Here is a 24,284-nt window from a genome sequence, read left to right as displayed (position 1 = left end):
AAAGGAAAATGCGGGAATGAATGCCTACAAAATCCTACTCGCGTCATGTGCCATTTTCGCTACAGGTCTGCCCGCCAAGGCAGAATTGAATCTCTGGCAGCAGAATTTTGTGGGCTGCTCGGTCTCATCTTCACCCTATACAACGCAGGTCCTTTTCAAGGACGCGTCGAAGGTTCGCCCGCTCATGCAAATCGCCGGGATGAACGCATGGGCGGTTCCAACTGCCGATGGCGGCCAGCAAATCGCGCTCACCACACCGGACGGTCTGACGATTTACGGTCGTATCGTCGGCCCACAGGGTGAAGACATTTCCGCCGCTCTTCTGGCGACCACACCAACCGTCACACCGGAACCTTCGCCGTTCGATCCGCAGTCGCCAGCCACCTCATCAACGACGACCTCTCAGGCTGCCGCTAATGTTATCCGGTCGGTGCCCGGAGTAGGAACCGCCGCGCAGATAGCGGCCGCGGCCGCCGCACCACAAATCGGACAGTCCTCCCCTGCCCCGGTTGAACAACCATCCACGGCAGAGCCGCAACAGGCTGCTTCGGCTGCCCCGTCTGTTGAGAGGCCAGCAAGCAACAATTCGGTCGCTGCACCGGCAGCACCCGCAACGCAAGCCGCTCAATCCACGCAGGCCCCTACCGCCGCAACGCCGCCACCAGAGACTCAGCCGCAACAGCAGGCGCAAGCCGCTACCCCTCCGCAACAGCTCGCATCGGTGGGCTCGCAAACCGTTCCAGACGTTCCCAAGGCAGCCAGCATTGAACAGCTTATGCAGCAGGCTCAGGATTTCGCTATGTGGTTCCCTGCCAATAAGCCAAAGCCCGGTTCGCCTCTCGTCTACGTCTTCGTTGATCCCACCTGCCCGCATTGCGCATGGTCGTTTGAGCATTTGAAGCAGCGGATCGATGACAATACGATTGACCTGCGCGTCATCATGGCCCCGATCCTTTCGCCCGAGGCCGCGCAGATCGCGGCTTCAATCATGCATCAGGAGGATATTGCTACGAGCTTGCGTGACCAGCTCGCATCCGTGATCGGATCGGGCAAGCCAGCGCCGAAGGTCGATCCGAAGAACTTCGACAACGCCGTGGTCGCAGCTATGCAACGCAATGTCGATTGGATGCGTCTCAACGGCGTTCCCGGAACCCCCTTCTATCTCTATCGCACGAAGGAAGGTGCTCAGTTCGCCTTTGGCGCTCTCAATGATGCGCAACTAGCAACCGCTCTCCCCGACGCGCAGCCAGCCGCTACCGCCAACAACGCCGGAACCGCCGCCCAATGAGCCAGAACGCTGATTACGGCCAGATCGAAACAATCCTCATGCGGGCGGACGTTTATCGGACCGCTTATCGTCGCATGAGCATCATCGCCCTTGCCTTACTTGTCGTCGCCGTTATCGCCGTCCTGGCGGCGGTAAGCCTCGCGCTGACACGGCCGGAGCCGCGATATTTCGCAACGACAGCCGACGGGCGCATTCAGCCGCTCATACCGCTCGATCAACCACATTTGAGCGCCGCTGAGATAGCGACCTATGCGGCAGAAGCCGTCACCCGGTCCTTTACCTATTCATTCGCCACGTACCAGCAGGATTTTCAGGACGCGCAGCAGTATTTCACCAAGCCGCAAGGCTGGAATTCATTCGTTGATGCTGTTCAGAAATCCGGAACGCTCGAACTTGTGAAAAACCGCCGTCTCAACACGACTGCGATCGCACAGCGCGCAGTTATCGTGCGAGAAGGCGTCAATGCCAATGGCGTCTACGAGTGGATCGTTCAGATGCCGGTACGCGTCACCTATCAGTCTGCATCGGAAGTGACAGGCCAAAATCTGATGGTCACGATCACCCTGCAGCGGTTGCAAAGCTATGAACACCCGCGCGGCGCGGCTATCTCCCGCTTCCTCGCGGCCCCCGGAGGTGCTTGATGAGAATGTTCGCCGGCAATATCGCTTTTCTCCTTGCCTTGAGTGGGTCCGCACTTGCTCAACAGGCTGCTCAGCCTGCGCAAACATACACGCCTCCAACGCCAGAGGCCGCCGCCGAACTGCCTGGCCAACAGCCTCAGCAACAAGAGCAGGTATCTCAACCTGCCGATGAGCAGGAAACTCAAGGGCAAGGCCAGCCTGCATACTCCAAATACGGCGAAGCAATGCCCGGCCAGGCCGCGCAACGCCAGCCACGACAAGCCCCGAATGTCCCGATCATCGGCGCCCGCCGTCTAATGCAGTCACTTTCCGAACTGGACCGTCCCCTGACGCCAGAGGAGATTACGGCCTATGGCGCAACTGTTCAGTCGACAATGCCGATGTCTCCGGAAATCATTCGCGATTATCGGCGTCGCGTCGATGAAAGCCAGAAGGCCGCGGCAATGCCGCCAAGCGGGTTCAGGGCAAGGCCAATATCTGATTCCGTGCGTATGTCGCTCAAGTCCAATCAGGCGCTCCAAACCCTGTATACGACGCCAAACACCGTATCGGTCATGGCGTTTTACGACCGCACTGGCAAAGCATGGCCGATCGCCAGCTTTGTTGTCGGTCGAGCCGATTCCTTCCAAGTCTATGCGCTGCAGGAAGGTTCGAACCAGATCGCAGTCACGCCGCTCGTGACGCACGGCTATTCGAACCTGATAATCTCGCTTGTCGAGGAAGATCGCCCGATCGTGATCAATCTCGAGACAAGCGATACCAAGACGCATTTCCGCCGTGACATCACCGTTGAGGGGTACGGCCCAAATGCCGCGGTCTCGCCGACGGAAGTTTCCGTTAAAGAGCCGCCTTCCAACGGGACGATGATGGCCTTCGCACAGGGTGCGGATCTTCCAAGATCGGCAATCAAATTGCGGACATCTGACAGCAATGTTGAGGCCTGGCTTCTCGATGGAGCCTATTATCTCCGGACATCTGACACATACACCTCCCCGTCCCCGCAAGCCATGCTGACGGGACCGGGAGGCGTCCATGCCGTGAAAATCAAGCCCTCCCCCGTTGTGCTGATCTCGCGCAATGGCACGATTTCCAGAGTGAGGATTTCCCAATGAGCGACGCAAGCGACGAAAACGCTAAGAATTCGGCCGAGCGCGAGGACGCCGCTCCGGAACTGGCCGGTGCAGCAACCGTCAACCGTTCGGGCCGCAAACGCGGATCACGAGTTCAGACCTACGTCGTAATCGGTTTGCTCGCCTCAGCCGTCGGCTATGTCGGCTACTCCATGTTCAAGCAAAACGACCTTGCACCATCTCGTATTTCGCGTGGCCCCAATGTCGATGCTACGCCAGCCGGACAGCAGCAGGCCGATTCCGAACGGTATCAGCAATCGCTTGATGTGGTTAACCAGCAGGGCGCGCAAACGGCCGATCAAAGCGGGGGCAGCTTCCTCGCTACGCCAGACGAACCGTTGCGCAATATTGACGATATTCGCGACGTCACGAAGGAGCCCTACCCTCGCCAACGTCCGGTGGCTCCTGCCAACGAAGTTCCGACACAGCGGGTTGAGAATTTCACTCCTGACCGCCGCCAGGCCATGACCCCGGATGACTACAGTGACATCAATACGCTTGCCGGTGCGATGGCCGCCCAAGCTGCAAGCCTAGCGTCGCAATGGTCTCCCAAGGGATCAGTTAATACGATCGTTCTCAATCAGACGCTCTACAAGTCGCCCGAACAACGACAGGCCGAGGCCGAGGCAGCACGACAGGCCGCCCTTTCTGGCAATGGCGGCGTTGTCGACGGCGCAAACATGCTCATCAAAGCCGGTCAGATCCTCTTTGCACGCACCGTCAATGCGTCCGACTCCGATACGCCCGGTCCCGTCGTCGCCGAGATATTCCAGAAAGGCCCTCTCTATCGCGCTCGAATGCTCGGGTCATTTCAGCAAAACCGCAACACGAACGCATTGATTGTCGAATTCAGCCGCCTTGTGATGGCCGATGGCACCGAAGTACCGATCTCGGCATATGCCGTTGATGGTGCCAAAGGCTCCATCGCCGTCAAATCAGACGTAGATCATCGGTGGCTTGCCCGCTACGGGCCGCGACTTGCCGGTGCCTTCATTTCCGGTCTTGGCGAAACCATGTCGCGCCCAAGCCAGGAAATCATCATTGGCAATAACTCCACGACTGTCGTTGATCGCGAAACCGAGCTGAAGGACGCGCTATATGCCGGCGCTGGCCGTGTTGGCGATCAGCTCGCCAGCGAAATCGAGGACATGGCCCCGAGTGGACCGCTCGTCAAGCTTGGCAGCGGCTACACCATTGGCGTCCTATTCATGCAGGGCGTACCCAACGTTCAGGCCACGCTTAATTCGGTTGCTACGCGATGAGTGAACAGGAATTCGAAGACGGCAACCGCTTCAAAAGAAAGGTCCATTGGCGCGACTCCATGCGAGAACCCCGTCTCATGATCTTTGATGCCCGCCTGGTCTTCTTTTTCCTGCTTCTGGCGGTCCATCTTGCGGTCTGGACCGCCGTTCTTCTCCTGGCAGCAATGCTTGTGTTCTGGCTCGTTGAAAGGGCTGGATATCGTTTCCCGAGTGCTCTCAGAACGATCAGGGCCACCTTTGCCGGCCATAAGAGGCCGGCGTTCTATCAGAGGCGTTATCGCGAAGCCGTAGACTACGGATTCGAATATCGCCGCTTCCCCTCCCCTCCCCCGATACCCGCTCAGAAGGCTCCGGCAGTAACGGAGCCCGAACCTGTCGAGACACAGGCGGGCAGCCTCCCATTAGCCGCTGAATAAGCGGCTATTTTTTTGCTTCGCATTCACTTCCCAATGGCATATATAAGCAAAACGTTTTCCATAGGATTTAAATAGGTATACCATAATAAAACCTTTGCGAAACGTAGGAATTGCGTTTACCATCCGTTCATAATCCGATGATAAAACCGATAGTGAAGACATTCGCATGGTTTCGGATGCGTCCACTATCCGAATAGCAACTAGATACGGAAGATGATCGTATGGCTGTCGTTTCCTTCATGACCACCAAAGGCGGCGGTGGAAAAACCACAAGCGCCACGCTTTTTGCGACCGTACTCGCAGAGCAGGGCGCTTCGGTATGCATGATCGACGCCGACCCCAATCAGCCGCTTGTCGGTTGGGCCACAGAGGCGGTTCATCCCAAATCGTTGACGGTGATCGGCGATGTACATGAGGACAACATCATCGAGACGATCGAAGAACAATCCGCCAAGCATATGTTTGTGGTTGTCGATCTCGAAGGCTCGGCAAACCTATCGACCGGCTACGCGCTGACCCAAAGCGATCTGATACTTATCCCGTTGCAGCCGTCCAAACTCGATGCCAACGAAGCGGCCAAAACCCTGAAGTTTATCCTCAGACAGGGTAAAAGCAGTGGGAAGACAATGCCTGCACGAGTATTTTGGGCTCGCACGCCAGCCGCATATATTACGCGCAGCGCTCGCGATATCGGCTCGCAATTCGAGGAAGCAGGAATCGGCTTTCTCGAAACCAGCTTGATCGAACGAGAAGCCTTCAGGGGCATCTTCAACTACGGCAGGACACTGGAGAACCTGACCGAAGATCAGGTTCCCTCACTTGAGAAGGCTCGGGCTAACGCCGCCGCGTTCACCGGTGAAATCATCGCCTTGCTGAAGGAGCACCGCACATGAGCACGCACAATATTCGCCTTGATCTGGATGAGTTTAAACCAGAGGCCAAGAAGGCCGATCCTGCTGCAAAGGCGTCCGTGGAAAAGCTTGCCGAGGCAACCGGTTTCAAGACGCGTCATGCACCGGAACAGACCCGCAATGAGCCGAAACCTTCCCCGAAACCCGACTCCCTACCTGCACCGGCCGCCCCGGTAGCGCCAGTTGCATCAGAAGGAGAGGGCGAAGCACGTCGCCGTGGTAGAAAACGGACCACCAATCGTAACACTCCCTTTGCCGTGAAGCTGAAGGTCGAGACGAACAACCTGATCTATGAGTTTGCCGACCGCCTCGAATGCAACGCGATTGCCGAGGTCCTGGAACTGGCACTTGGCGCACTTCAGAAAGAACTTGACGAGGGCATAGACCCTCGAGCTCGCGCGGCCGAACAGGCGGCCGCCCAGGGCTAATGCCCGGCGGCCGGGTAGGGGAGGGCTGGCAAGCGTTTGCGAACGCGGTTAGCAGCCCCAGGCTTTCGCGGCGGATCTATGCCCGGCGCGCTGCGCTCGCCGGGCTTCTGATCGCCGCGACGCTGTTCCTACTCCTCCTGCAGGGACATATCGGGACTGCCATGACAATTCCGGTCATTTTCATAGGGCTGTGCTTTGCAGCCCTGTTTACCGGCCCTCTTGCGGAAATAGTCGCCATATGGTCGCGAAACAGGTTCTACACGTCCAGAAGCGGTCAATGGATCGTCTTTCCACTGACCTTTGCTATCTCTCCCATTCTGGCGCCGGTCGTGCTCGCCGTTTCGACTGTGCAATTCCTCAAATCGACGTCCTGATCCAGAGTAAAGCCTAGTGGCAATGAGAGGTCGTGTGAATTGGACGCTTTCATATCGAATGATAGGATCTGATGAACGAAGATGATCAACGAGAACTGGAGGGATTAATGCTGGTTGACGATCGAAACTTGTTACGAATTGCTGGATATGCTGCTGCTACGGCTTTCGTGGGGCTTGTCGCAAACCTTGCAGTAGGCTGAGACTACCCCGCGAACGGTGGCATTTTCACGCTTTGTTAACCTTTTGAAGTCCGAAGAGGCGCCCGAGCAGGTCATTCTGGTCGTTGATTGTCCAGTCGCCGGAAAAGCCGAAGCCTTTGCGCAGCCACAACATCGCTTCGAACCCAGCGATCGTCCGGCGCGCCGTTTTGAATGACTGGAAGCAGCCGATCTTGGGCATGTTCTTCTTGACCCGGAAGTGGTCGCTCTCGATGCCTTGCTGGAGGTGCTTCGTGACATAATGTACCGGGCTCGGATGCAGGAGCCCGTCATCGATGGCTGTTTTGATCGTTGAAGGAAACGTGTTAGCGCCATCTGTACCGATCTTACCCGGCGATAGTAGCGGCTCATCCTTGAGCATCTTACGGAAGAAGCGCTTGGCGGCGTCGAGATCGCGCTTCGCGGTGAGCAAGAAGTCGACCGGGTTTCCGTGCTTGTCGATGGCGCGGTACAGGTATCGCCACTTGCCCCGGATCTTGACGTAGGTCTCGTCAATCCTGACTGAGCCACAATGCGGTCGGCGAAACTGGCGTAGGCGCTTCTCGATTACAGGTGCATAGGCGAGGACCCAGCGGTTGATTGTACTATGGTCGACCTCGAAGCCGCGCTCGCGGAACATCTCCTCGAGATCTCTGTAGCTGAGCGGATACCGTAGATACCATGTCACTGCCTGCACGATCAGCCATGCCTCGAAATGCCGCCCTTTGAAATCGTCCTTCGACTGGCGCTTCAGCTTTTCGGCAATGGCATTCAGAATCATGGCTACGCTCCGCTACATCGGGAGCTGAATTTCCACCGTTGTGGTCAACAGCTAGGAGCCCGTCCGAGTAATATCTGGACTGTCGGGTTGAGGCATGATTCATTTGCTTGATGAGCAAGACCTTTCGCGATTGGGACGTTGACCAGGGTTGGCTCCTGCCGCCTTCCTTGCACGAATTCGTGCCGGCCGGACACATGGCTCACTTTGTCAGGGACACGGTTCGAGAGGTGCTTGATCTGTCGGCCATTTTCGGGACGTACACCGAGGAGCGGGGTTATCCGCCATACCATCCCGGCATGATGGTGGCGTTGTTGCTGTATGGTTACAGCCGGGGTCTTTATTCGTCGCGCCAGCTTGCCCGTGCGTGCGAGGAGCGGGTTGACGTAATGGCCGTTACGGGGCTGAACCGGCCCGACTTCCGCACGATTGCCGATTTCCGCAAGCGCCACCTCGCGGCGCTGTCGGACCTGTTCGTGCAGGTCCTACGGCTTTGCCGTGCGGTGGGGCTGGTGCAATTCGGCCATGTTGCGGTGGATGGTACGAAGCTGAAGGCGAATGCCTCGCGGCACAAAGCGATGAGCTACGGCCGGATGAAGACGGCCGAACCGGCGCTGGCAGCCGAAGTGGAGAACTGGCTGGCGCGCGCGAATGAAATCGACACGGCCGAGGATGCCGAACGAGGGGAGAACCGGCGCGGCGACGAGACGCCGGACTGGATGGCCGACAAGCAACGCCGTCTGGAGGCGATCCGTACTGCCAAGGCAGCCCTCGAAGCGGAAGCCGCCACCCCGCCCGATCCGGAAGACGAGAGCGGGCCGGGCGCATCGTCTGGCATGCGCTGGCAAGGCCGTCCCCTGCGTGGCGATGACGGTGGGCCACCGGATCGGGCGCAGAAGAACTTCACCGATCCCGACAGCCGCATCTTGCCGACGCGCGATGGCTTCATCCAGGGCTACAACGGCCAGATTGCAGTCGATGCGGCCCATCAGATCATTGTGGCGCATCGGCTTGTGACCACCTCGGCCGATTACCGCGCACTCGTTCCGCTCGTGGATGACATCACCCTCCATCTCGGCCGAAAGCCACGTGAGGTCTCGGGCGATGCGGGCTTCGCCACCGAAACGAACCTTGCCGCTATGAAGGAACGACGGATTAAATCTTATCTGCCACCGGGCCGGGCCCGCCATGGCGAAGCGCACGCTGCAGGACGACGCAAGCTGACGAAGATGCCGCTGATGCGCGAAATGGCCGAAACTCTCCGCCGCGCGGGACGGCACAGTCGCTATCGTCTGCGAAAACAGGTGGTCGAGCCGGTCTTCGGGCAGATCAAGCAAGCCAGAGGCTTCCGGCAGTTCCTTCTACGGGGGCTCGGTCAGGTCCGAGCCGAATGGGCAATGATCTGCACAGCCCACAACCTCCTGAAGCTGGCCCAGAACAGGCCTTGAGGGGCGCAGCGACCCGGCGTCCACCCATCACCCTCCCCAGCAAAAGCAATACTCGGACGGGCTCCTAGTTAACCAAAAGAATTTGCGACACGCCCCGTGAAATCACGATTGTCTGCTGCCGCCCTCTGGAGGACGGCGTGGCCGCGACGCAGTGGTCGGCCTATCGTCATTTATCATCGCGAAATGGCGTGCCAAAGTTCTGTAATTGTCACTTGGCCGCAAAGGTGAGATTCTTCAGTTTGATAAGAAAAACCCTGCACGGATATCGGGGGTCGCTGGTTCGTATCCTTTCAAGGCGTGGAGGGCCGCTGTGTTTTGTGAAATCTCGTCTCGTTGACCGGTCCGAACCTCGACTATGTTATCCGAAAGGGTAGAATTGCACCGCTTGGCCTGTGCTGACGCACGTGGTCTTTGGCTCGAGCAGCGCGATTCCGTCACCTTGCGCCATCGGCGACAAACTCCCGGATGACCCACGACCCAGCTTTGCGAGAACAGGTAGGCCTATATCGTTCTCGCCGATGACTCTCACCGGAACAAACTCCGTGCGACCTTCGCGCTTTGTAAGTTCGAAGCCGGCTATAGCTGAATGGCACGGAGAACGGTGCAAACGCATTCCTCCAGTGGCGCGAAGAGCGGGTAAGCCGATTTGCTCTAGCACCACGGCGGCGGCCATCGGATTTCCGGGCAGGCCAATGAAGAGCGCATTCGAGACCCTGCCAATAACCCCGGGTTTGCCCGGTCGCATCAAGACACTGCTGACAGAAAGCTCGCCGCCGTTCGCGATCAGAGCCTGTCGCATGAAGTCAGCCCCGCCATGCGACATCCCGCCTGAAGCAATCACCACGTCAAATTGGTTCGACGCATCGGCGAGACATTGGGCAATCATGTCAAGGTTGTCATCCAAGTGACAGAGATCGGTAAAATCGATCCACGGTAGGGCCAACATTGCTGTGACCATGTAGCGGTTGGAATCGTACAGCTGACCATCCTGAAGCCGTTCGCCGGGCTGACGCAGCTCGGAACCGGTGGAGAAGAAGGCGACACGCACTTTGGGACGCACCTCAATCTCGCGGATGCCCAATCCCGCCAGGAGCGCAGCGATGTGCGGTGTAACGACACTTCCATCCGTTACGGCAACTTCTCCGTCCACAATATCTTCGCCTGCTTTGCGAATATTCAGTCCCGGAGTTGGAGCGACGTGAAACGCGATTTTACCATCAGCCCGCACGCAGCTTTCGCGCGTCATCACAGCATCGAAGCCATAGGGGATGGGGGCGCCAGTATAGATTTCGACAGCGGCATGATCTTCGGGAACGGAGCGGCTTCCAGAGCTACCTGCAGCGATAACGCTCTCAATCCGGGCATTCCAAGGTCCCGGCCCATCAAAGCTGCGAGTTCGAACGGCAAATCCATCCATGGCGGAGTGATCGAACCGAGGTAGCGGGACAGGCGCACCAACATCACCGGCCAAGATACGCCCCGCCGCGCGTAGCAATGCTACACGTTCAGTTTGGGAAACAGGTATCGCACACCGTATTGCGGCTTCGACAGCATCCTCGAATTTCATCTTACCTGCGTTGTCAAAACACCCGCTTACTTCGCTCTCCAGACCAATCTTGATATTCATATGCTTCCCCGCGTGCGACGACGGTGCCCGCTTCATCGGAAGGCGGGCACCTTGAGCTTTCATGGTGTCTGGAATGTTTTAAGATAGGCGATGAGATCTGCAATTTCCTCGGGCTTTTTCAGTCCTGCGAATGCCATCTTCGTGCCCTTGATATAGGCTTTGGGATTGGTAAGATATTCCGTGAGGTGGCTTTCGTCCCACACCCATCCCTCTTCCGCTTTGGTCTTGAAGGCGGCGGAGTAGTTGAAGCCCTCGACTGCGGCTACCTTTCTGCCGATAATCGCATTTAGTTCTGGCCCAACCTTGTTTTTTGCGCCTTCGCCGACCGCATGACAAGCCGCACATTTCTTGAATATGGTTGCACCGTTGTCGACGTTGCCTTCTGCGTGGGCGAGAGGCGCCATAAGCACGCATAACGATAGTGTGGCGAGAAAATGCCGCATGTGAGTTCCTTTTATTCACGGGAGATTTTGAGGGCGGCTTTGCCGCCCTCCTGGAGAGTCAGAGCGAACGGTATTCCTTCGATTTGAAGGTGAGATGGGCAACATTCCGGGGTGCGTTGGCAATCTTGCGGATGTTGCCCCAAGTCTGCTTGTAGTTCGGAATGATGAGTTCATTCGTCCCAGCATTCGTGACGTTTCCCTGTACGCCGGTCGGAAACCCAAACAGCATGAAGGTTTCACCGCGCCGCGCCGTTGGTGTTGGATAAGCCATTGCCTGGGTCGCGCCGGCGTCGTTGTAGATCTCGACGAGATCACCCTCCTTCAGTCCCGCCTCTGTCATGTCCTGCGGGTTCATCTCGATAAAGGGATACGGCCATCGGTCCATGACGAAGTCGTTTTCCTGGTCGAGAAAGGCAGATTGCCAAACGATGTTTGCGCGACCGTTGTTGATCAGGAACTTATGACTGTCCTTCTGCTGCTGCTTTCCAGGGGCCTGCAGCCCGCGCCAGGGAGCATCCATGAAGCGAGCCTTTCCATCATCAGTGGAAAACACGCCGTCCGTATAGAGACGCTGGGTGCCGGCGATCTTGCCGTCAGCAAAGCCCGTCGCCGGTTCCTGGAAACCATTTGTGCCCATGGCGCGTAGCCGCTCGTAGGTCACAAACTCGCCGCCATGAGCATGCTTGTTGTACCCGTCCATGAAGGCTTCTTCTTCGGTTTGCCAGTCGAAACCCTTAAACTGTCCGGCATAGGTCGCGTCCCCCATCTCCGTCAGAATACGTTCCATATTGTTGGCGAGGCGAGCCGCGATCAGGCAGTCTGGCATCGCCTGGCCAGGCGGGTCCATGAAACGCTCGGTCAAGCGCATACGTCGCTCGCCGTTCATCGAGGTGAGGTTCATCTCACCCGATGTGGCGGCTGGCAGGATGACATGGCAAGCTTCGCCGATCTTGGTCGGGATAATGTCGACGTTAACTGCGAAGAGGCCGCCTTTGTCTATGGCAGCCACAATGGCGTTAACCATCGCCTCACGGTCGCCATAGGGGGCCGCACTCATGGCGTCTTTCACCATGTCAGTCCGCTTCTTGTAGACACGCTTGAACTCGTGGGCGTTGAGCGTCGTCTTGTAGTGGTCGCAGCCCCAGATGTGGTGAACTCCGCCCTGGCCACCTATCAGAAGCTGGTCTACATAAGCGGCCGGCCGGCCGACATGAGCATCCGATGGGCGAACATAACCCTCTTGGTGACCGCCGAGACGAACTACACCGCCACCTGGTCGGCCAATATTGCCCGTGGCCAGCGCAATGTTCACCACGGCGCCGTTGGTGCGATAATTGTCATTACCCCAGATCAGGCCTTTTTCGTAACCGAACATGACGCGGCGGCGCTTTCCGCCTTCCTTCGGCATACCGATCCACTCGGCTGCCTTTACGATCTCGGCTTGCTCGAGCCCCGTTATTTTCGCGGCATCCTCGATGGACATACGACAGCCTTCGACGGCGCCCTCGAAGTTGGACAAATGTCCAGGCTGGCTGTCCGATTCGCCGCTCGCGGGATATTGCGGCGGCCGTGCCACGCCTCCTTGGCGCAAGGTCGATTTGTCGATGAATTCGCGATCGACCCAGCCCTTGTCGGCGATATAGGTGAACAGTGCATTGAACAGAGCGAGGTCAGTGCCGGAGTTGATCGCAAGATGCAGAACATTATCCTTGCCAGCTACTTCTTCGCAGGCGTTGATCGTCACTGTGCGGCGCGGATCGACTATAATGATCCTGGCTGCCTCATGCGGTTCGTTGGGCATCACCTGCTTTTTTTTGTTGAGGCTTTCGCCCCGCAAGTTTGGGACCCAATGGTTCAGGAAATAGTTGGTTTGCGTCTCGAGCGCGTTGGTCCCGATCGCCACGATCGTATCGGCAAGTTCGGCGTCTTCGTAGCAGTTGTTCAATTCACCGACGCCCATGTCGCGCGTTCCGTGCACCTCGGAATTGTAGGCAGGGCGGTTGTGGATACGAATATTCTTGACCTTCATCGCTTCGAAATAAAGCTTTCCGGTGCCCCAGGTGTTTTCATAGCCGCCGCCAGCACCTCCATGATCGAAGGCAGAAACAATCAGCGCATCCTCACCCTTCTCTTTAACGATCCTCGAGGTCACGCGTGCGACAAGATCGAGTGCATCGTCCCAGCTTGTCGGCTGCATCTGGCCGTAGCGCCAGACCAACGGATCTGTCAGACGCTGTTGCTGGGTGTTGCGCGCTTCGGAAAAACTCGTTTCGGCCATTCTTGCGCCGCGCACCGAGCCGAGGCCGGAATTGACCACGCATTCATGGTCGGGCTTGATGACAATATGAACATCGCGGCCATCCTGCTTGACCACGTTGTACATGGATGGCGAATACCAGGCATCGGTTTCCGCCTGCTGTTGTTCCGACAGATCGACGCCAAACACGTTCTTCTGCGGATCGGTACTGCCCTGCTTGTTGATCGGCCAAGTATAGGCGTGATAGCCGCAGCCGACGATGCAGAAGTGGCAGGTGACGTTGTGCTTCTTGGCGTCTGCGGGAATGATCGGCAGACGGTCGATGTGACGTTTGAAAGCCATGATCTTTTTCCCTTACAAGACGTTGGAGAGGCGGCCGTAGATGAGCTCGTCGACGCCCTCAGCGAAAATATCGCCGTTATCAGCGACACGCAGGACATATTGGGGCAGATTTTGCGTAGCCTGTCCCCAGACCTGTTGGCCTCCCTTTTCGGGGTCGAAGACAGAGAAATGGCCCGGACAGTTGAAGGTTTTGTTGTCCGCCGAATAGCTCAACGGAAAACCCTTATGGGGACAGATGGTGGAAAAGCCGACGATGTCGCCATCTGGACCGACGCCGCCCTCCACGCGAACTCCGAGTTTGATGAGGACGCCTGCGGCATCCTCATCGGGATAGCCCACGTCGAGCGGCTCGTTCAGCGTCAATTCGGAAATGTTTGCCAGACGGTTGACAGGATACTCGAGCCCGGCCGCAGCGGTAGCGGCTCTGGCCTGTGGTGCGCCGACGCCAGAAACGGCGACACCTGCGCTTGCAGCAGCCAGCGCCCCTCCGCGCAGGAACTGGCGTCGACCAAGATCGACCATGTTTCGACAGCGTGACATGCGATCCTCCTCCATTTGATGTCGGAGGATGATCAGCAATAACCGTGCCAATTCCTAATATACTGAAATACATAGATTTTTTTGTTTAAAGGCCAGCCGCACGTTCGCTTCTCCGAACAGCCTGTCGCCACCGTTGTTCATTTGGCCGAACGTCCGGCTGCTTCTATCCCGAAACGCGTCATTTTCTCCCAGAGTGTTGTGCGTGAAATGCCGAGTTGCCCCGCGGCCTGGGAAATCTGTCCGCCGGTTGCGCTTAGCGCCCGCAGGATCTGTCGGCGTTCGGCGGCATCGCGTGCATCCGAAAGCGTTTCGACCCGTGCCCTATCGGATCCGCTAACAACGTCAGGAAAGATATCCGCCGGCATCAGTAGCAGGTTTTCCGAAAGGGCCGCACCGCGTTCCAGCCGATTTCGGAGTTCGCGAGCATTCCCGGGCCAACAGTGTTCGAGCATGGCATCCTCGGCAAACGTACTGATCCCGCGGACGCGGGTCTCCCGGATCTGCATGATCTCCTCGAGGAAATGTTGGGCGAGCCAGAGAATGTCTTCGTGACGCTCACGCAACGGCGCAAGCCTGATCGGGAGGGCTGAAAGACGAAAGAACAGGTCCTTGCGAAAAGAGCTTCCGTCGCCCCCGATCTCCTGATGAGTGGCACAGACAATGCGGGCCTTGAACGGGATTGTCGTTTCACTGCCAACCCGGTGAAACCAGCCATCTTCGATGAGACGAAGAAGTTTGGCCTGTAGGGCGGGAGGCATGTCGCCGATCTCGTCGAGAAAAAGAATGCCCTCCCCAGCGCGTTCGGCGTAACCCCGATGAAGCTGGTGGGCACCTGTAAAGGCTCCTTTTTCGTGACCGAACAGCTCGCTTTCCAAAAGTTCGGCTGGAATGGCTGCACAGTTTACGGCGATGAAGGGGGCGTGGGCGCGCTTTGATATCTGGTGCAGGAACCTGGCGCTGACTTCCTTGCCGGTCCCGGTCTCTCCCTGAATGAGCACGGGGAGGGGGTGGGAGGCGTAGCGACGCAACATCTGTTCGGTGCTGCGCATCGCACCGGAAATACCCAGAGGACCGTTTGGCTCATTTTGTGGCTTACTTCTGAGGCTCGATGAGACGCGATCGAGGAAAGCCGTCATGTCGAAGGGTTTGGAAATGAAATCGACCGCGCCACTGCGCATCAGGCGCACTGCCTGGTCTATGTCGGCGTAGCCGGACATGAACAGGAAAGGTGTTGCGGTATCCCGGCTAGCCCGGCGGAAAACGTCTTCGCCATTGATGTCCGGGAGACGAATATCGCAAACGACGAGATCGAAGGGTTCCGACCCGCTTGCGAGCTCGCGCATGGCCTGCTCTCCCTTCGTCCACCATTTGACCCTGTGGCCCTCAAGCGAAAGGCGCTGGAGGAGCGATTCGCCCATGATCGGATCGTCTTCCACTATGGCGATGCGTCCTGTTTCACGCTGCATGGCTTGCTTCCTCCCCAGGAATTGAAATCGGTAAATGTAGTTCGATGACGGTATGTGCCGCATCGCCACTACGAACGCGGATATGTCCGCTTGTTTCGTCGACCATCCTGCGCACCATCCACAGTCCAAGACCTCCGGCTGACTGAGCTGCGGACCACGGATCTGCTGATGTGAGGACGTCAACTGCGGCCTTTGACAGGCCTGGTCCCGTATCCGCAACAGAGAGGATCAACGTCGAGCCTTCCTCCCCAAGACGGGTTTCGACAAAAATCTCACCATAGTCGCCCGCAGCGGCGCTCGCGTTTAACACGAGGTTCAGCAGTGCTTGCCGTACCGCCGAGCCGGGCAAGGCAGGGAAAGTGAGTTCGGCTGGTTTGCTCATCCAGTTTAAGGTCTGTGTACGGCCCGCAACAACCGGCCCGGCGAGCAAGCGTACATCCTCCAGATCTTTGAGGACCAATGGATGGCCGGAGCGATCCGGTCGATAGGTTGCCAGCGTTGCTTGTACTACGTCGCGAATTCCGCCAAGACCTCGTTCCAGAAGGGACAGACTGGTGTTTCGCACCCCTTCATTTCCCCCGTGTTGCTTCAACGTATCGATGGTGTTGAATAGTCCTCCGAGTGGATTATTGATCTCGTGGGCCATGCTGGAAGCAAGTCGCCCCAGACTGGCGAGTTTTTCCTCCTCGGCCAGTCGGCGCGTCAGCGCGCTGCGCTGCTGCTCAGCCTCCACGAGGGCATTGAAACCATAGAACAGATCGGCGAGCTCCCCCCTGCGATGGGGAAATTCTTCGGGCGGAATGGTATATGGCTGCCCGGCTGCGCCAGAGCGCATGTGTTGCGCAAGCGTTGCGACTGGCTTGACCATACGCCTGGTCAGAATGTAGCCGACTGCCGCGAAGACGATTGCGAGGGCAGCGTTCGTTGCAAGAAGTGTCTGGAGAACTTGGCGCCGCTCCGCAACCAAATGCGAGATGTCGAACGAGGCGTGTACGGTTCCGATCATTTTTCCCTGATAGAGGAGCTGCCTGACACCGAACCCTGTGTTCGACTGCCACTCGACGCGGATCTCACTTTCATTGCTTGGGTCCGCAAAGGCCGTCGGCAATTTGGAAAGCACCGGAATAGTGCGTGGATCGCTGGACGCGAGTACCGTGCCGTCTCGTCCTGTTACGACTGTCTCGATCGGAGAGACAGCCTCAAACATTGTGCGGGTGCGGTCGAGCAGGTCATAGGTTTCCCAGACATCCTGACGCAGCACCGCCGGGATCAGGGCCGTGGACAAGCCGTCGAAATACGTTCCTACAACACCGTTCAGGTGTAGTTCCTGCATGTTTTGAAGGCGTGCCAGAACCCGTTCCGAGATGATGACGCTTATGACAATCATCAGGGTCGCCACCATCAATGGGACCCGAACTGTCAGTGGAATACTGCGCATACGCTCGATGAGGCTCACCCCAGCCTCCGAACGCGTTCCATATTGTTGGCGATACTATCGTAATTTTGAGGTGGGACCTGCGTGAAACCGTCGAGTTGGAGTCGCTCAAGCACGGATCGGCCCTTCTCGTCCTTGTCCATTTGCAGCAGAGCGTGTCTTATCCGGGCAACCGTCTGGCTCTGCCGCTGACCTATCGCGGCTGCAACGGGCGGGAAGCCGTGCCAGTCAGACTTTACCAGTACCTTGGTCTTGGACACCAATTCCGGTTCGGTCTGTTTCATGACTTCCCAAACGTAGCCATCGACGCTTCCGGAATCGGCGAGCCCCGAAGCGACGGCCCGGATAACGTTGCGGTGCCCATAGGTAAAAAACGACTTGCGGAAGAATGCTTCTTCGGTGACACCACGCTCCGCCAAGTAGGTTTTCGTGACAAGATAGCCCGAATTGGAATCGGGGTCTGAGAAGGCGTGGATATCACCGCGACAGGCGTCAAAGGTCCTGATGTCGCGATGATGGGCAACAATGAGGTAGGACTGGTAAAGCGGTTGGCCTCGCCATAGTGGTGTCGCGACCAGATCCAGTTCGGAGCGGTACTTCATAAACGGGTAGCCGCAGATCCATGCGGCCTCAAGGTTACCCGAGATCAATAGGGCCGTGACCTCCTGGTAGGTCCGCTGAGTGACCAGTTGTACCTTTTGTCCGACAGCGCCGGACAGGTAAACCTGCAACTCGTCCAGAACTTCCAGGTCATTCGAGAGAAACACCGGTGTCAGGCCGAACCGTATCACGCCAGCCTGTGGTGCCCCGGATGATGGCTCGCTTTTAGCACTTGAGGCCGCGAAGCATATTGCAGACAAAGCTCCGCCAATCGCTGCCCGGCGCGAAATGCCATGTTCAGCTACGGGCCTACTGCGCGACTGGTGTCGAATTGGCAACGACAACCTCCTCAGGGCTCTCCTCCAGAGCCGTCATAAAACTGTAATATGATCCCGCCGTTTTTCCTATTGCTCTTGATGAAACTACGATGAAGGTCGGGTCGCTATTTTAATCCCATATCCATCGAGTATCCTGCGCCTCTGACGGTGCGAATGAGATCCGGTTTATTGGAAAAGTTGAGAGCTTTCCGAAGCCGGCCTATGTGGACATCCACGGTCCGCTCATCCACGTAAAGATCGTGCCCCCATACGCCGTCGAGCAGTTGTGCGCGCGAGAAAACACGCCCTGGCGAAGCCATGAGGAAGTCAAGAAGCCGGAACTCGGTCGGTCCAAGCCGGACCTCGCGTCGTTCCCGATGGACGCGGTGGCTCTCTCGATCGAGTTCAATGTCTGCATAGCGCAAAATGGAAGATATCAACGCTGGTTTCGATCGCCGCAACAGAGCTCGCACCCTGGCCATGAGCTCCGGAGTCGAGAACGGTTTTACCAGATAATCATCGGCACCTGTTGCCAGTCCGCGAACGCGTTCCGTCTCTTCTCCTCGCGCTGTCAGCATAATCACTGGCAATCGCTCGGTATTCGGCCGAGCGCGAAGGCGTCGGCAAAGTTCAATTCCTGAGACTCCCGGCAGCATCCAGTCCAGAACCAGTAAATCTGGAACATTCTCTTGGAGTGCGATGTCGGCTTCCTCGCCGTGACTGATCGCTTCGACGAGATATCCCTCAGCTTCGAGGTTGTATCGGAGAAGGACGCTCAGCGCTTCCTCGTCTTCGACGATCAATACCTTTGGAGACATGCGCCCGCTTTCCTAGATTTCGTTGGAGGGCATTTATTACAGTTTCAACGCAATTTTATGACGTACACCAAATATCCAGAAATCTGGAAATATGATTGCTTTAAAGGGCGCTGTGGGCTACCTTTCTCTCCTCGCTCCGTGGCGGTTTACGCTGGCAGTTGAGGCCGGCAGTTGTTAATCAATATAAATATCGAATTGGCACAAGTTTCAAGTAATTATCGCAATTTATAAATATCAATCCATCTGGATATACCATACTATACTTGATTGACATAAAAGTGTCATCGAACAATACTATGACCGCCCTGCGTTCGCGGATGTCGCGTTCAGCTTTTCTGAATTCACAGAGGGTCGTCATGACACACAACACGAAAACCTTTCGCCCGGCGCGCGCCGCCTTCGCTTCTTCCGCAGTCTCGGTTCTGACGCTCGGTCTTCTTGTCGCGCCGTCCTTCGCACAGCAGGCACCGACCGTGCTGATCGACGGTTCCAGCACCGTTTTTCCCATTTCCGAAGCCATGGCCGAAGAGTTCCAGAAGGCCCAGGCTGGCAAGACGCTTGTTACGGTTGGTTCCTCCGGTACCGGCGGCGGCTTCAAGAAGTTCTGCCGTGGCGAGACGGACATCACCGGCGCATCGCGCCCGATCCGTTCGGAAGAGATCGAGCTCTGCAAGCAGAACGGTGTCGAATTCATCGAACTGCCGGTCGCAATCGACGCACTGGCGACAATCGTCAGCCCTCAGAATGACTGGGCAACCTGCATGACGGTTGCTGAGCTCAAGAAAATCTGGGAGCCTGAAGCCCAGGGGAAGGTTAACAACTGGAACCAGGTCCGCGGTGACTTCCCCGACGCCAAGCTCGGCCTGTTCGGCGCCGGCACTGACTCTGGCACCTATGACTACTATACTCTCGCCATCAACGGCAAAGAGCACTCCAGCCGCGGCGACTACACGGCGACCGAAGATGACAACATCACAATCCAGGGCGTTGGCGGTGACAAGAATGCGATCGGCTTCCTGGGCCTTGCCTACCTGAGCGAAAACGCGGGCAAGGTTAAAGCTGTCGAGATCAAGCAGGCAGATGGATCGTGCGTGGCGCCTTCCATCGAGACTGCGACCGATGGAACCTACCAGCCGCTTACCCGCCCATTGTTCTACTACGCCTCCAAGAAGGCAGCCGATGAGAAGGAGCACGTTCGTTCGTTCGTCTCGTTCCTCTTCGACGCGAAGAACCAGGAAGAGCTCGTCAGCGAAGTCGGCTATGTGGCTCTGCCTGCCGAGGCCGCCGGCCTCGCGCTCAAGAAGTTCGAAAACCGCAAGACCGGAAGCCACTTCGAAGGCGGTTCCAAGGTCGGCGTGACGGTTTCCGATCTCGTAGCCGACGCAGCCAACTAAAATCCATATCTTTCCGGCAGCCGCGAGCGTTCGCGGCTGCCCTCACCGGAGCACATGATGCCTACAACGCTCGACCCATATCTTCCAAGTGACGCTTTTCTGAAACGGCGACGTCTCATCGATATGTCGATGCGTGTGTTGCTGTTTCTGTCTGCTGCCCTTTCGGTTTTCGTGACGGCCGCGATCATCTATGTGCTCGTCAGCGAGTCGTGGAATTTCTTCATGCAGGTCTCGCTGTGGACGTTCCTGACCGACACAGAATGGACACCCGTCTTCGCCCAGCCGCGATATGGTATCCTGCCACTACTCACGGCAACGCTTTGGGCCGCGGGGATTGCGATCCTGATCGCCATACCTCTAGGAACAAGTCTGGCAGTCTATCTGAGTGAGTATGCTCGGCCAGCCGTTAGAGAGACAGTCAAGCCGATCCTCGAGCTACTTGGTGGTGTGCCGACGGTTGTCTTCGGCTATTTCGCACTGCTCTTTATCACGCCTCTCCTTCAGACATTCATTCCCGGCCTGACCGGCTTCAACCTTCTCGCGCCCGGTATCGTACTCGGCATCATGATCATGCCCTATATCGTCTCGATCAGCGAAGACGCCATGCGCGCCGTGCCGGCCTCTCTCAGGGAGGGAGCTTACGCACTTGGCATGACCAGGCTGCAAACGTCGTTCAGGGTGATCATTCCCGGCGCTTTCTCCGGAATTACCGCAGCTTACCTCCTGGGCATGTCCCGTGCCGTCGGTGAGACTATGGTGCTTGCCATCGCGGCTGGCCAAAATCCGAACCTGACCGCAGACCCGCGAGAGGGTGCTGCAACGATCACCTCCTACATCGTTCAGATGAGCCTCGGTGATTTGCCGCACGGGTCGCTAGCATATCAGACCATTTTCGCGGCTGGCCTCGCGCTCTTCGTGTTGACCCTGATCTTCAACATCATCGGCTTCTTTCTTCGCCGCCGCTTCCGGGAGGCCTACTGATGGCTATCAGCGCCGAGAACATAACTGCGCTCCACGACACTTCCTCGCAAGTTCAACTGGTCGATCGAGCAAAACGAAACGATCTCGTGTTTGCGAGTATGGGCCTGATCATCCTGTTCATCGTCATGGCCTTCCTGCTCGCGCTTATCGTTGACCTCTTCAATGATGGACTGGCTCGGATCGACTATGCTTTTCTGACTGAGTTTCCGTCACGGCGGGCGGCAGATGCTGGAATTCTATCGGCGTGGGTGGGCACATGCCTCGTCATGTTCGTCACTGCTCTTCTGGCCATTCCGCTGGGTGTCGCTGCTGGTCTCTATTTGGAAGAATACGCGAAGAAGAACTGGTTGACAGACGTGATCGAAATCAACGTCACCAATCTTGCTGGCGTGCCGTCAATTATCTATGGCCTGCTCGCCCTCGGATTTTTCGTCTATCTCACCGATCTGGGCCGAACAGTACTAGTCGCAGGCATGGTTCTTGCACTGTTGATCCTGCCGATTGTTATCGTCGCGACGAGAGAGGCTATCCGCGCCATCCCGCAGACAATCCGCGAAGGTGCGTTCGGACTTGGCGCCGATAAATGGCAGACGATGTGGCACTATATCCTGCCCGCCGCCAGGCCTGGCATTCTCACAGGAGCGATTGTCGGGTTGTCGCGCGCTATCGGCGAAACCGCACCCATTATCACGATCGGTGCCCTGACATTCATTGCGTTCTTGCCGCCGTCACCCGTGAACGCAAACTTTCCTTTCATTAATTTCGATTGGCTGAATGCGCCGTTCACGGTGATGCCGATTCAGATGTTCAACTGGATATCACGGCCGCAGGCAGCCTTCCATGTCAATGCTGCGGCGACAGGCGTCGTGCTGATGTTCATGACCCTGGGCATGAATGCCATTGCCATCTGGATACGCTTCCGGCTTCGACGCAAGCTTGGCCTCTAACTGAGATCGGACCGAAAATGAACGATACAACAACCGCACTGCGGCCTGTAAACGCAAGCCAGCAGACAAGTTCCTCCCGCAATATTCTGATCCATCCTGAGCGCTTGCGGGCAGAGGTAAGAGATCTGGATTTCTGGTATGGAGATTTCCACGCCCTGAAAAAGGTCAATCTCCCGATCGCCGACAAGCAGGTCACTGCCTTGATCGGTCCGTCAGGCTGCGGAAAGAGCACGCTTCTGCGATCGTTCAACCGTATGCATGATCTTTATCCGGGCAACCGATACGAGGGTGCGATCGAACTGCTGCCGGAAAAGCAAAACCTAGTCTCCTCGGCAATCGATCCGATTTTGATCCGCTTGCGGATCGGAATGGTTTTCCAGAAACCCAACCCATTCCCGAAGTCGATCTATGAGAACGTTGCGGCGGGTCTAAAAGTACGCGGTATCACAAAGAAAAGCCTGCTCGACGAGCGGGTCGAGCAGGCTCTTCAGGGGGCAGCGCTCTGGAGCGAGGTCAAGGATCGCCTCCACCAGTCGGCCTACGGTTTGTCGGGAGGGCAGCAGCAACGTCTGTGCATTGCCCGCACCCTCGCTCCAAACCCGGAAATCATTCTGTTCGACGAACCGACATCGGCGCTCGACCCCATCGCCACGGCGAAAATCGAGGAATTGGTCGCTGAATTGCGGGATCAGTACACGATCGTCATCGTCACCCACAACATGCAGCAGGCTGCGCGCATATCAACATATACCGCGTATATGCACCTGGGTGAAATGACCGAGTACAACGCGACCAATGAGTTCTTCACAAACCCGCAGAACGAAAAAACACAGCACTACATCACCGGGCGCTTCGGCTGAGGAAAAAATCATGACGATGGATCACACTATTCGCGCTTTCGACGAAGAGCTGCACGACCTGACCGAACAAGTCTCTTCCATGGGGCGCATCGCTGCGACGCTCCTCGACAAGTCCGTCGATGCCCTCATTGGTAACGACAAGGCACTCGCAGAAGAGGTCGTCAAGGCTGACCTTCAACTTGATGCCATGCAGAGAACCGCTGAAACGGCAGCTGTCCAAATCATTGCCCGCAGACAGCCCGTGGCGAACGATCTGAGGCGGATCGTCGGTGCGATGCGCATGGTTTCAAATCTCGAACGCGTGGGCGATCTCGCGAAAAACATTGCCAAACGCTCTGCGATAGTCGATGCGTCACTCAACAGGGGGGTCGTTTCCGCCGGTTTCGGTACGCTGGCCGAAGCTGCTAAAACACAGCTGGCAGGCGCCCTTGACGCCTTTAGAAACAACGACGCGAAAATGGCGTCCGACGTCCGCCGCCAGGACGAGCATATCGACGTCCTCTATAACGGGCTCTTTCGCGAGCTCCTGACATATATGATGGAGGATCAGCGCTCGATCACCGTGTGCGCCCACCTGCTCTTCTGCGCGAAGAACCTTGAGCGGGTCGGTGACCATGCCACCAATCTGGCTGAGACGGTCGAATACATTGTGACAGGTGATGATGTCTCGGCCGATCGGCCGCGCGCTGAAACTGTTGTCGCGATGGAGTAACGCGCATGCCGAGCGTCGTTATCGTACAGGAAGATACGGGCGTTGGCTCAATCCTCGAGGCGAGCTTCCGCGAGGAGGGTTACGTCGCCGGAGTTTGTGGCATGGCAGACCAGTGCGAACGCATGGTCGCCGAGCGGCAACCGGATCTGGTCGTCGTTGATTCCCTTGGGCGGGTCGGCGCTCTGCACAAGTCGTTCGTCCGCATGCGATCGAACGTCAAACGAAGACAGCTGGCAATCATCGTCCTGGGTGGGGATGCCCTCCCCACCACCTTTTTCGACGTCGGAGCCGACGATTACCTGCCGAGGCCCTTTTCCGTGCAGGAGCTTCTCGCTCGTAGCAATGCCCTGATAGAGCGTTCAGGCTCGACAACAACGAGGATTTTAAACCATCGCGAGATATTCCTAAACTTGGAAACCCACCGGGTTTCGCGCAAGGGGCGGGAAATCCATCTTGGCCCAACCGAATACCGACTGCTGCAGACAATGTTGAAGGAGCCAGCTCGTCTTTTTTCCCGTCAAGAAATCCTCGAGATGGTTTGGAACGATGTCGACAGGGACGAACGCATTGTTGATGTGAGTATCAAGAGGCTGCGAAAATCGCTGAACATCGGTAGCAAAGAAGACGCCGTTCGTACTGTGCGGGGTTGCGGCTATGGACTGCAATAGCCGC

24 protein-coding genes are annotated in these 24,284 nt (G+C 57.2%); 15 read left to right on the top strand and 9 right to left on the bottom strand.

The window, feature by feature from the left end; translation table 11 throughout:
- The first annotated feature begins 16 nt into the window (after positions 1–16).
- From F9K91_RS19190 to F9K91_RS19155, 8 genes are all read left to right on the top strand, one after another.
- A complete protein-coding gene (locus tag F9K91_RS19190) occupies positions 17–1,288 on the top strand; it encodes a thioredoxin fold domain-containing protein (RefSeq protein WP_167522234.1) in 1,272 nt (423 codons plus the stop codon).
- Positions 1,285–1,929 (top strand): type IVB secretion system apparatus protein IcmL/DotI, encoded by a 645-nt coding sequence (locus F9K91_RS19185; protein ID WP_100560336.1) that lies wholly within the window; start codon positions 1,285–1,287, stop codon positions 1,927–1,929. The genes F9K91_RS19190 and F9K91_RS19185 overlap by 4 nt, the downstream gene beginning before the upstream one ends.
- Complete coding sequence (locus F9K91_RS26180) at positions 1,929–3,041, top strand: DotH/IcmK family type IV secretion protein (RefSeq protein WP_208852708.1); 1,113 nt, start codon at positions 1,929–1,931, stop codon at positions 3,039–3,041. The genes F9K91_RS19185 and F9K91_RS26180 overlap by 1 nt, the downstream gene beginning before the upstream one ends.
- On the top strand, positions 3,038–4,321 hold the full coding sequence (locus F9K91_RS19175) for a TrbI/VirB10 family protein (protein ID WP_151678484.1): 1,284 nt from the start codon (positions 3,038–3,040) through the stop codon (positions 4,319–4,321). Before F9K91_RS26180 ends, F9K91_RS19175 begins: the two co-directional genes overlap by 4 nt.
- Positions 4,318–4,737 carry an IcmT/TraK family protein gene (gene icmT, locus F9K91_RS26175; RefSeq protein WP_208852707.1) on the top strand — a complete coding sequence of 140 codons (420 nt, stop codon included), beginning with the start codon at positions 4,318–4,320 and terminating at the stop codon, positions 4,735–4,737. Before F9K91_RS19175 ends, icmT begins: the two co-directional genes overlap by 4 nt.
- A gap of 221 nt (positions 4,738–4,958) precedes the next feature.
- Positions 4,959–5,630, top strand: a complete 672-nt coding sequence (locus F9K91_RS19165; RefSeq protein WP_100560340.1) for a ParA family protein — start codon at positions 4,959–4,961, stop codon at positions 5,628–5,630.
- Entirely contained in the window at positions 5,627–6,076 is a 450-nt protein-coding gene (locus F9K91_RS19160; protein ID WP_100560343.1) for a hypothetical protein, read from the top strand. The genes F9K91_RS19165 and F9K91_RS19160 overlap by 4 nt, the downstream gene beginning before the upstream one ends.
- Positions 6,076–6,450: a hypothetical protein gene (locus F9K91_RS19155; protein WP_151678483.1), complete on the top strand. Its 375-nt coding sequence runs from the start codon at positions 6,076–6,078 to the stop codon at positions 6,448–6,450. Before F9K91_RS19160 ends, F9K91_RS19155 begins: the two co-directional genes overlap by 1 nt.
- A gap of 225 nt (positions 6,451–6,675) precedes the next feature.
- Here F9K91_RS19155 and F9K91_RS19150 read toward each other — a convergent pair whose 3' ends face one another.
- Positions 6,676–7,428, bottom strand: coding sequence for an IS6 family transposase (locus tag F9K91_RS19150; RefSeq protein ID WP_035228067.1), 753 nt, complete (start codon positions 7,426–7,428; stop codon positions 6,676–6,678).
- Positions 7,429–7,538: 110 nt separating this feature from the next.
- On the opposite strand from F9K91_RS19150, the gene F9K91_RS19145 reads away from it, so the two are divergent.
- A complete protein-coding gene (locus tag F9K91_RS19145; RefSeq protein WP_151678482.1) occupies positions 7,539–8,873 on the top strand; it encodes an IS1182 family transposase in 1,335 nt (444 codons plus the stop codon).
- A gap of 358 nt (positions 8,874–9,231) precedes the next feature.
- Here the strand turns inward: F9K91_RS19145 and F9K91_RS19140 are convergent, their stop codons facing one another.
- The 8 genes from F9K91_RS19140 to phoB form a co-directional block, all read right to left on the bottom strand.
- On the bottom strand, positions 9,232–10,500 hold the full coding sequence (locus F9K91_RS19140; protein WP_151678481.1) for a molybdopterin molybdotransferase MoeA: 1,269 nt from the start codon (positions 10,498–10,500) through the stop codon (positions 9,232–9,234).
- Between the two features lie 59 nt (positions 10,501–10,559).
- On the bottom strand, positions 10,560–10,943 hold the full coding sequence (locus tag F9K91_RS19135; protein ID WP_151678480.1) for a c-type cytochrome: 384 nt from the start codon (positions 10,941–10,943) through the stop codon (positions 10,560–10,562).
- Between the two features lie 58 nt (positions 10,944–11,001).
- Positions 11,002–13,542: an arsenate reductase (azurin) large subunit gene (locus tag F9K91_RS19130; RefSeq protein ID WP_151678479.1), complete on the bottom strand. Its 2,541-nt coding sequence runs from the start codon at positions 13,540–13,542 to the stop codon at positions 11,002–11,004.
- A gap of 12 nt (positions 13,543–13,554) precedes the next feature.
- Positions 13,555–14,082 carry an arsenate reductase (azurin) small subunit gene (locus F9K91_RS19125; RefSeq protein ID WP_208852706.1) on the bottom strand — a complete coding sequence of 176 codons (528 nt, stop codon included), beginning with the start codon at positions 14,080–14,082 and terminating at the stop codon, positions 13,555–13,557.
- Positions 14,083–14,219: 137 nt separating this feature from the next.
- A complete protein-coding gene (gene aioR, locus F9K91_RS19120; RefSeq protein ID WP_151678478.1) occupies positions 14,220–15,548 on the bottom strand; it encodes an arsenic response regulator transcription factor AioR in 1,329 nt (442 codons plus the stop codon).
- Positions 15,538–17,004, bottom strand: a complete 1,467-nt coding sequence (locus tag F9K91_RS19115) for a sensor histidine kinase (protein ID WP_151678477.1) — start codon at positions 17,002–17,004, stop codon at positions 15,538–15,540. Before F9K91_RS19115 ends, aioR begins: the two co-directional genes overlap by 11 nt.
- A complete protein-coding gene (locus F9K91_RS19110; RefSeq protein WP_235913292.1) occupies positions 17,001–17,921 on the bottom strand; it encodes a substrate-binding domain-containing protein in 921 nt (306 codons plus the stop codon). The genes F9K91_RS19115 and F9K91_RS19110 overlap by 4 nt, the downstream gene beginning before the upstream one ends.
- A 104-nt stretch (positions 17,922–18,025) precedes the next feature.
- The gene (gene phoB, locus F9K91_RS19105) at positions 18,026–18,718 is read right to left on the bottom strand and encodes a phosphate regulon transcriptional regulator PhoB (RefSeq protein ID WP_151678475.1); all 693 of its coding nucleotides are present in this window, start codon (positions 18,716–18,718) and stop codon (positions 18,026–18,028) included.
- Between the two features lie 356 nt (positions 18,719–19,074).
- Between phoB and F9K91_RS19100 the strand changes: the two genes are divergently transcribed.
- The 6 genes from F9K91_RS19100 to F9K91_RS19075 are packed head-to-tail and all read left to right on the top strand — an operon-like array spanning position 19,075 to position 24,280.
- On the top strand, positions 19,075–20,112 hold the full coding sequence (locus tag F9K91_RS19100) for a PstS family phosphate ABC transporter substrate-binding protein (protein ID WP_151678474.1): 1,038 nt from the start codon (positions 19,075–19,077) through the stop codon (positions 20,110–20,112).
- Between the two features lie 54 nt (positions 20,113–20,166).
- A complete protein-coding gene (gene pstC / locus F9K91_RS19095) occupies positions 20,167–21,093 on the top strand; it encodes a phosphate ABC transporter permease subunit PstC (protein WP_235913284.1) in 927 nt (308 codons plus the stop codon).
- Positions 21,093–22,040 carry a phosphate ABC transporter permease PstA gene (gene pstA / locus F9K91_RS19090; RefSeq protein ID WP_151678473.1) on the top strand — a complete coding sequence of 316 codons (948 nt, stop codon included), beginning with the start codon at positions 21,093–21,095 and terminating at the stop codon, positions 22,038–22,040. Before pstC ends, pstA begins: the two co-directional genes overlap by 1 nt.
- Before the next feature lie 17 nt (positions 22,041–22,057).
- A complete protein-coding gene (pstB, locus tag F9K91_RS19085) occupies positions 22,058–22,900 on the top strand; it encodes a phosphate ABC transporter ATP-binding protein PstB (protein ID WP_167522232.1) in 843 nt (280 codons plus the stop codon).
- Positions 22,901–22,910: 10 nt separating this feature from the next.
- Entirely contained in the window at positions 22,911–23,612 is a 702-nt protein-coding gene (gene phoU / locus F9K91_RS19080) for a phosphate signaling complex protein PhoU (protein ID WP_151678472.1), read from the top strand.
- Between the two features lie 5 nt (positions 23,613–23,617).
- On the top strand, positions 23,618–24,280 hold the full coding sequence (locus F9K91_RS19075) for a winged helix-turn-helix domain-containing protein (RefSeq protein WP_151678471.1): 663 nt from the start codon (positions 23,618–23,620) through the stop codon (positions 24,278–24,280).
- The last annotated feature ends 4 nt before the right edge of the window (positions 24,281–24,284 follow it).

Source organism: Brucella tritici (assembly GCF_008932295.1).
GTDB classification, from domain to species: domain Bacteria; phylum Pseudomonadota; class Alphaproteobacteria; order Rhizobiales; family Rhizobiaceae; genus Brucella; species Brucella tritici.
The sequence above is the reverse complement of the archived record's forward strand: the minus strand, read 5'-3'. Positions and strand labels throughout refer to the sequence as shown.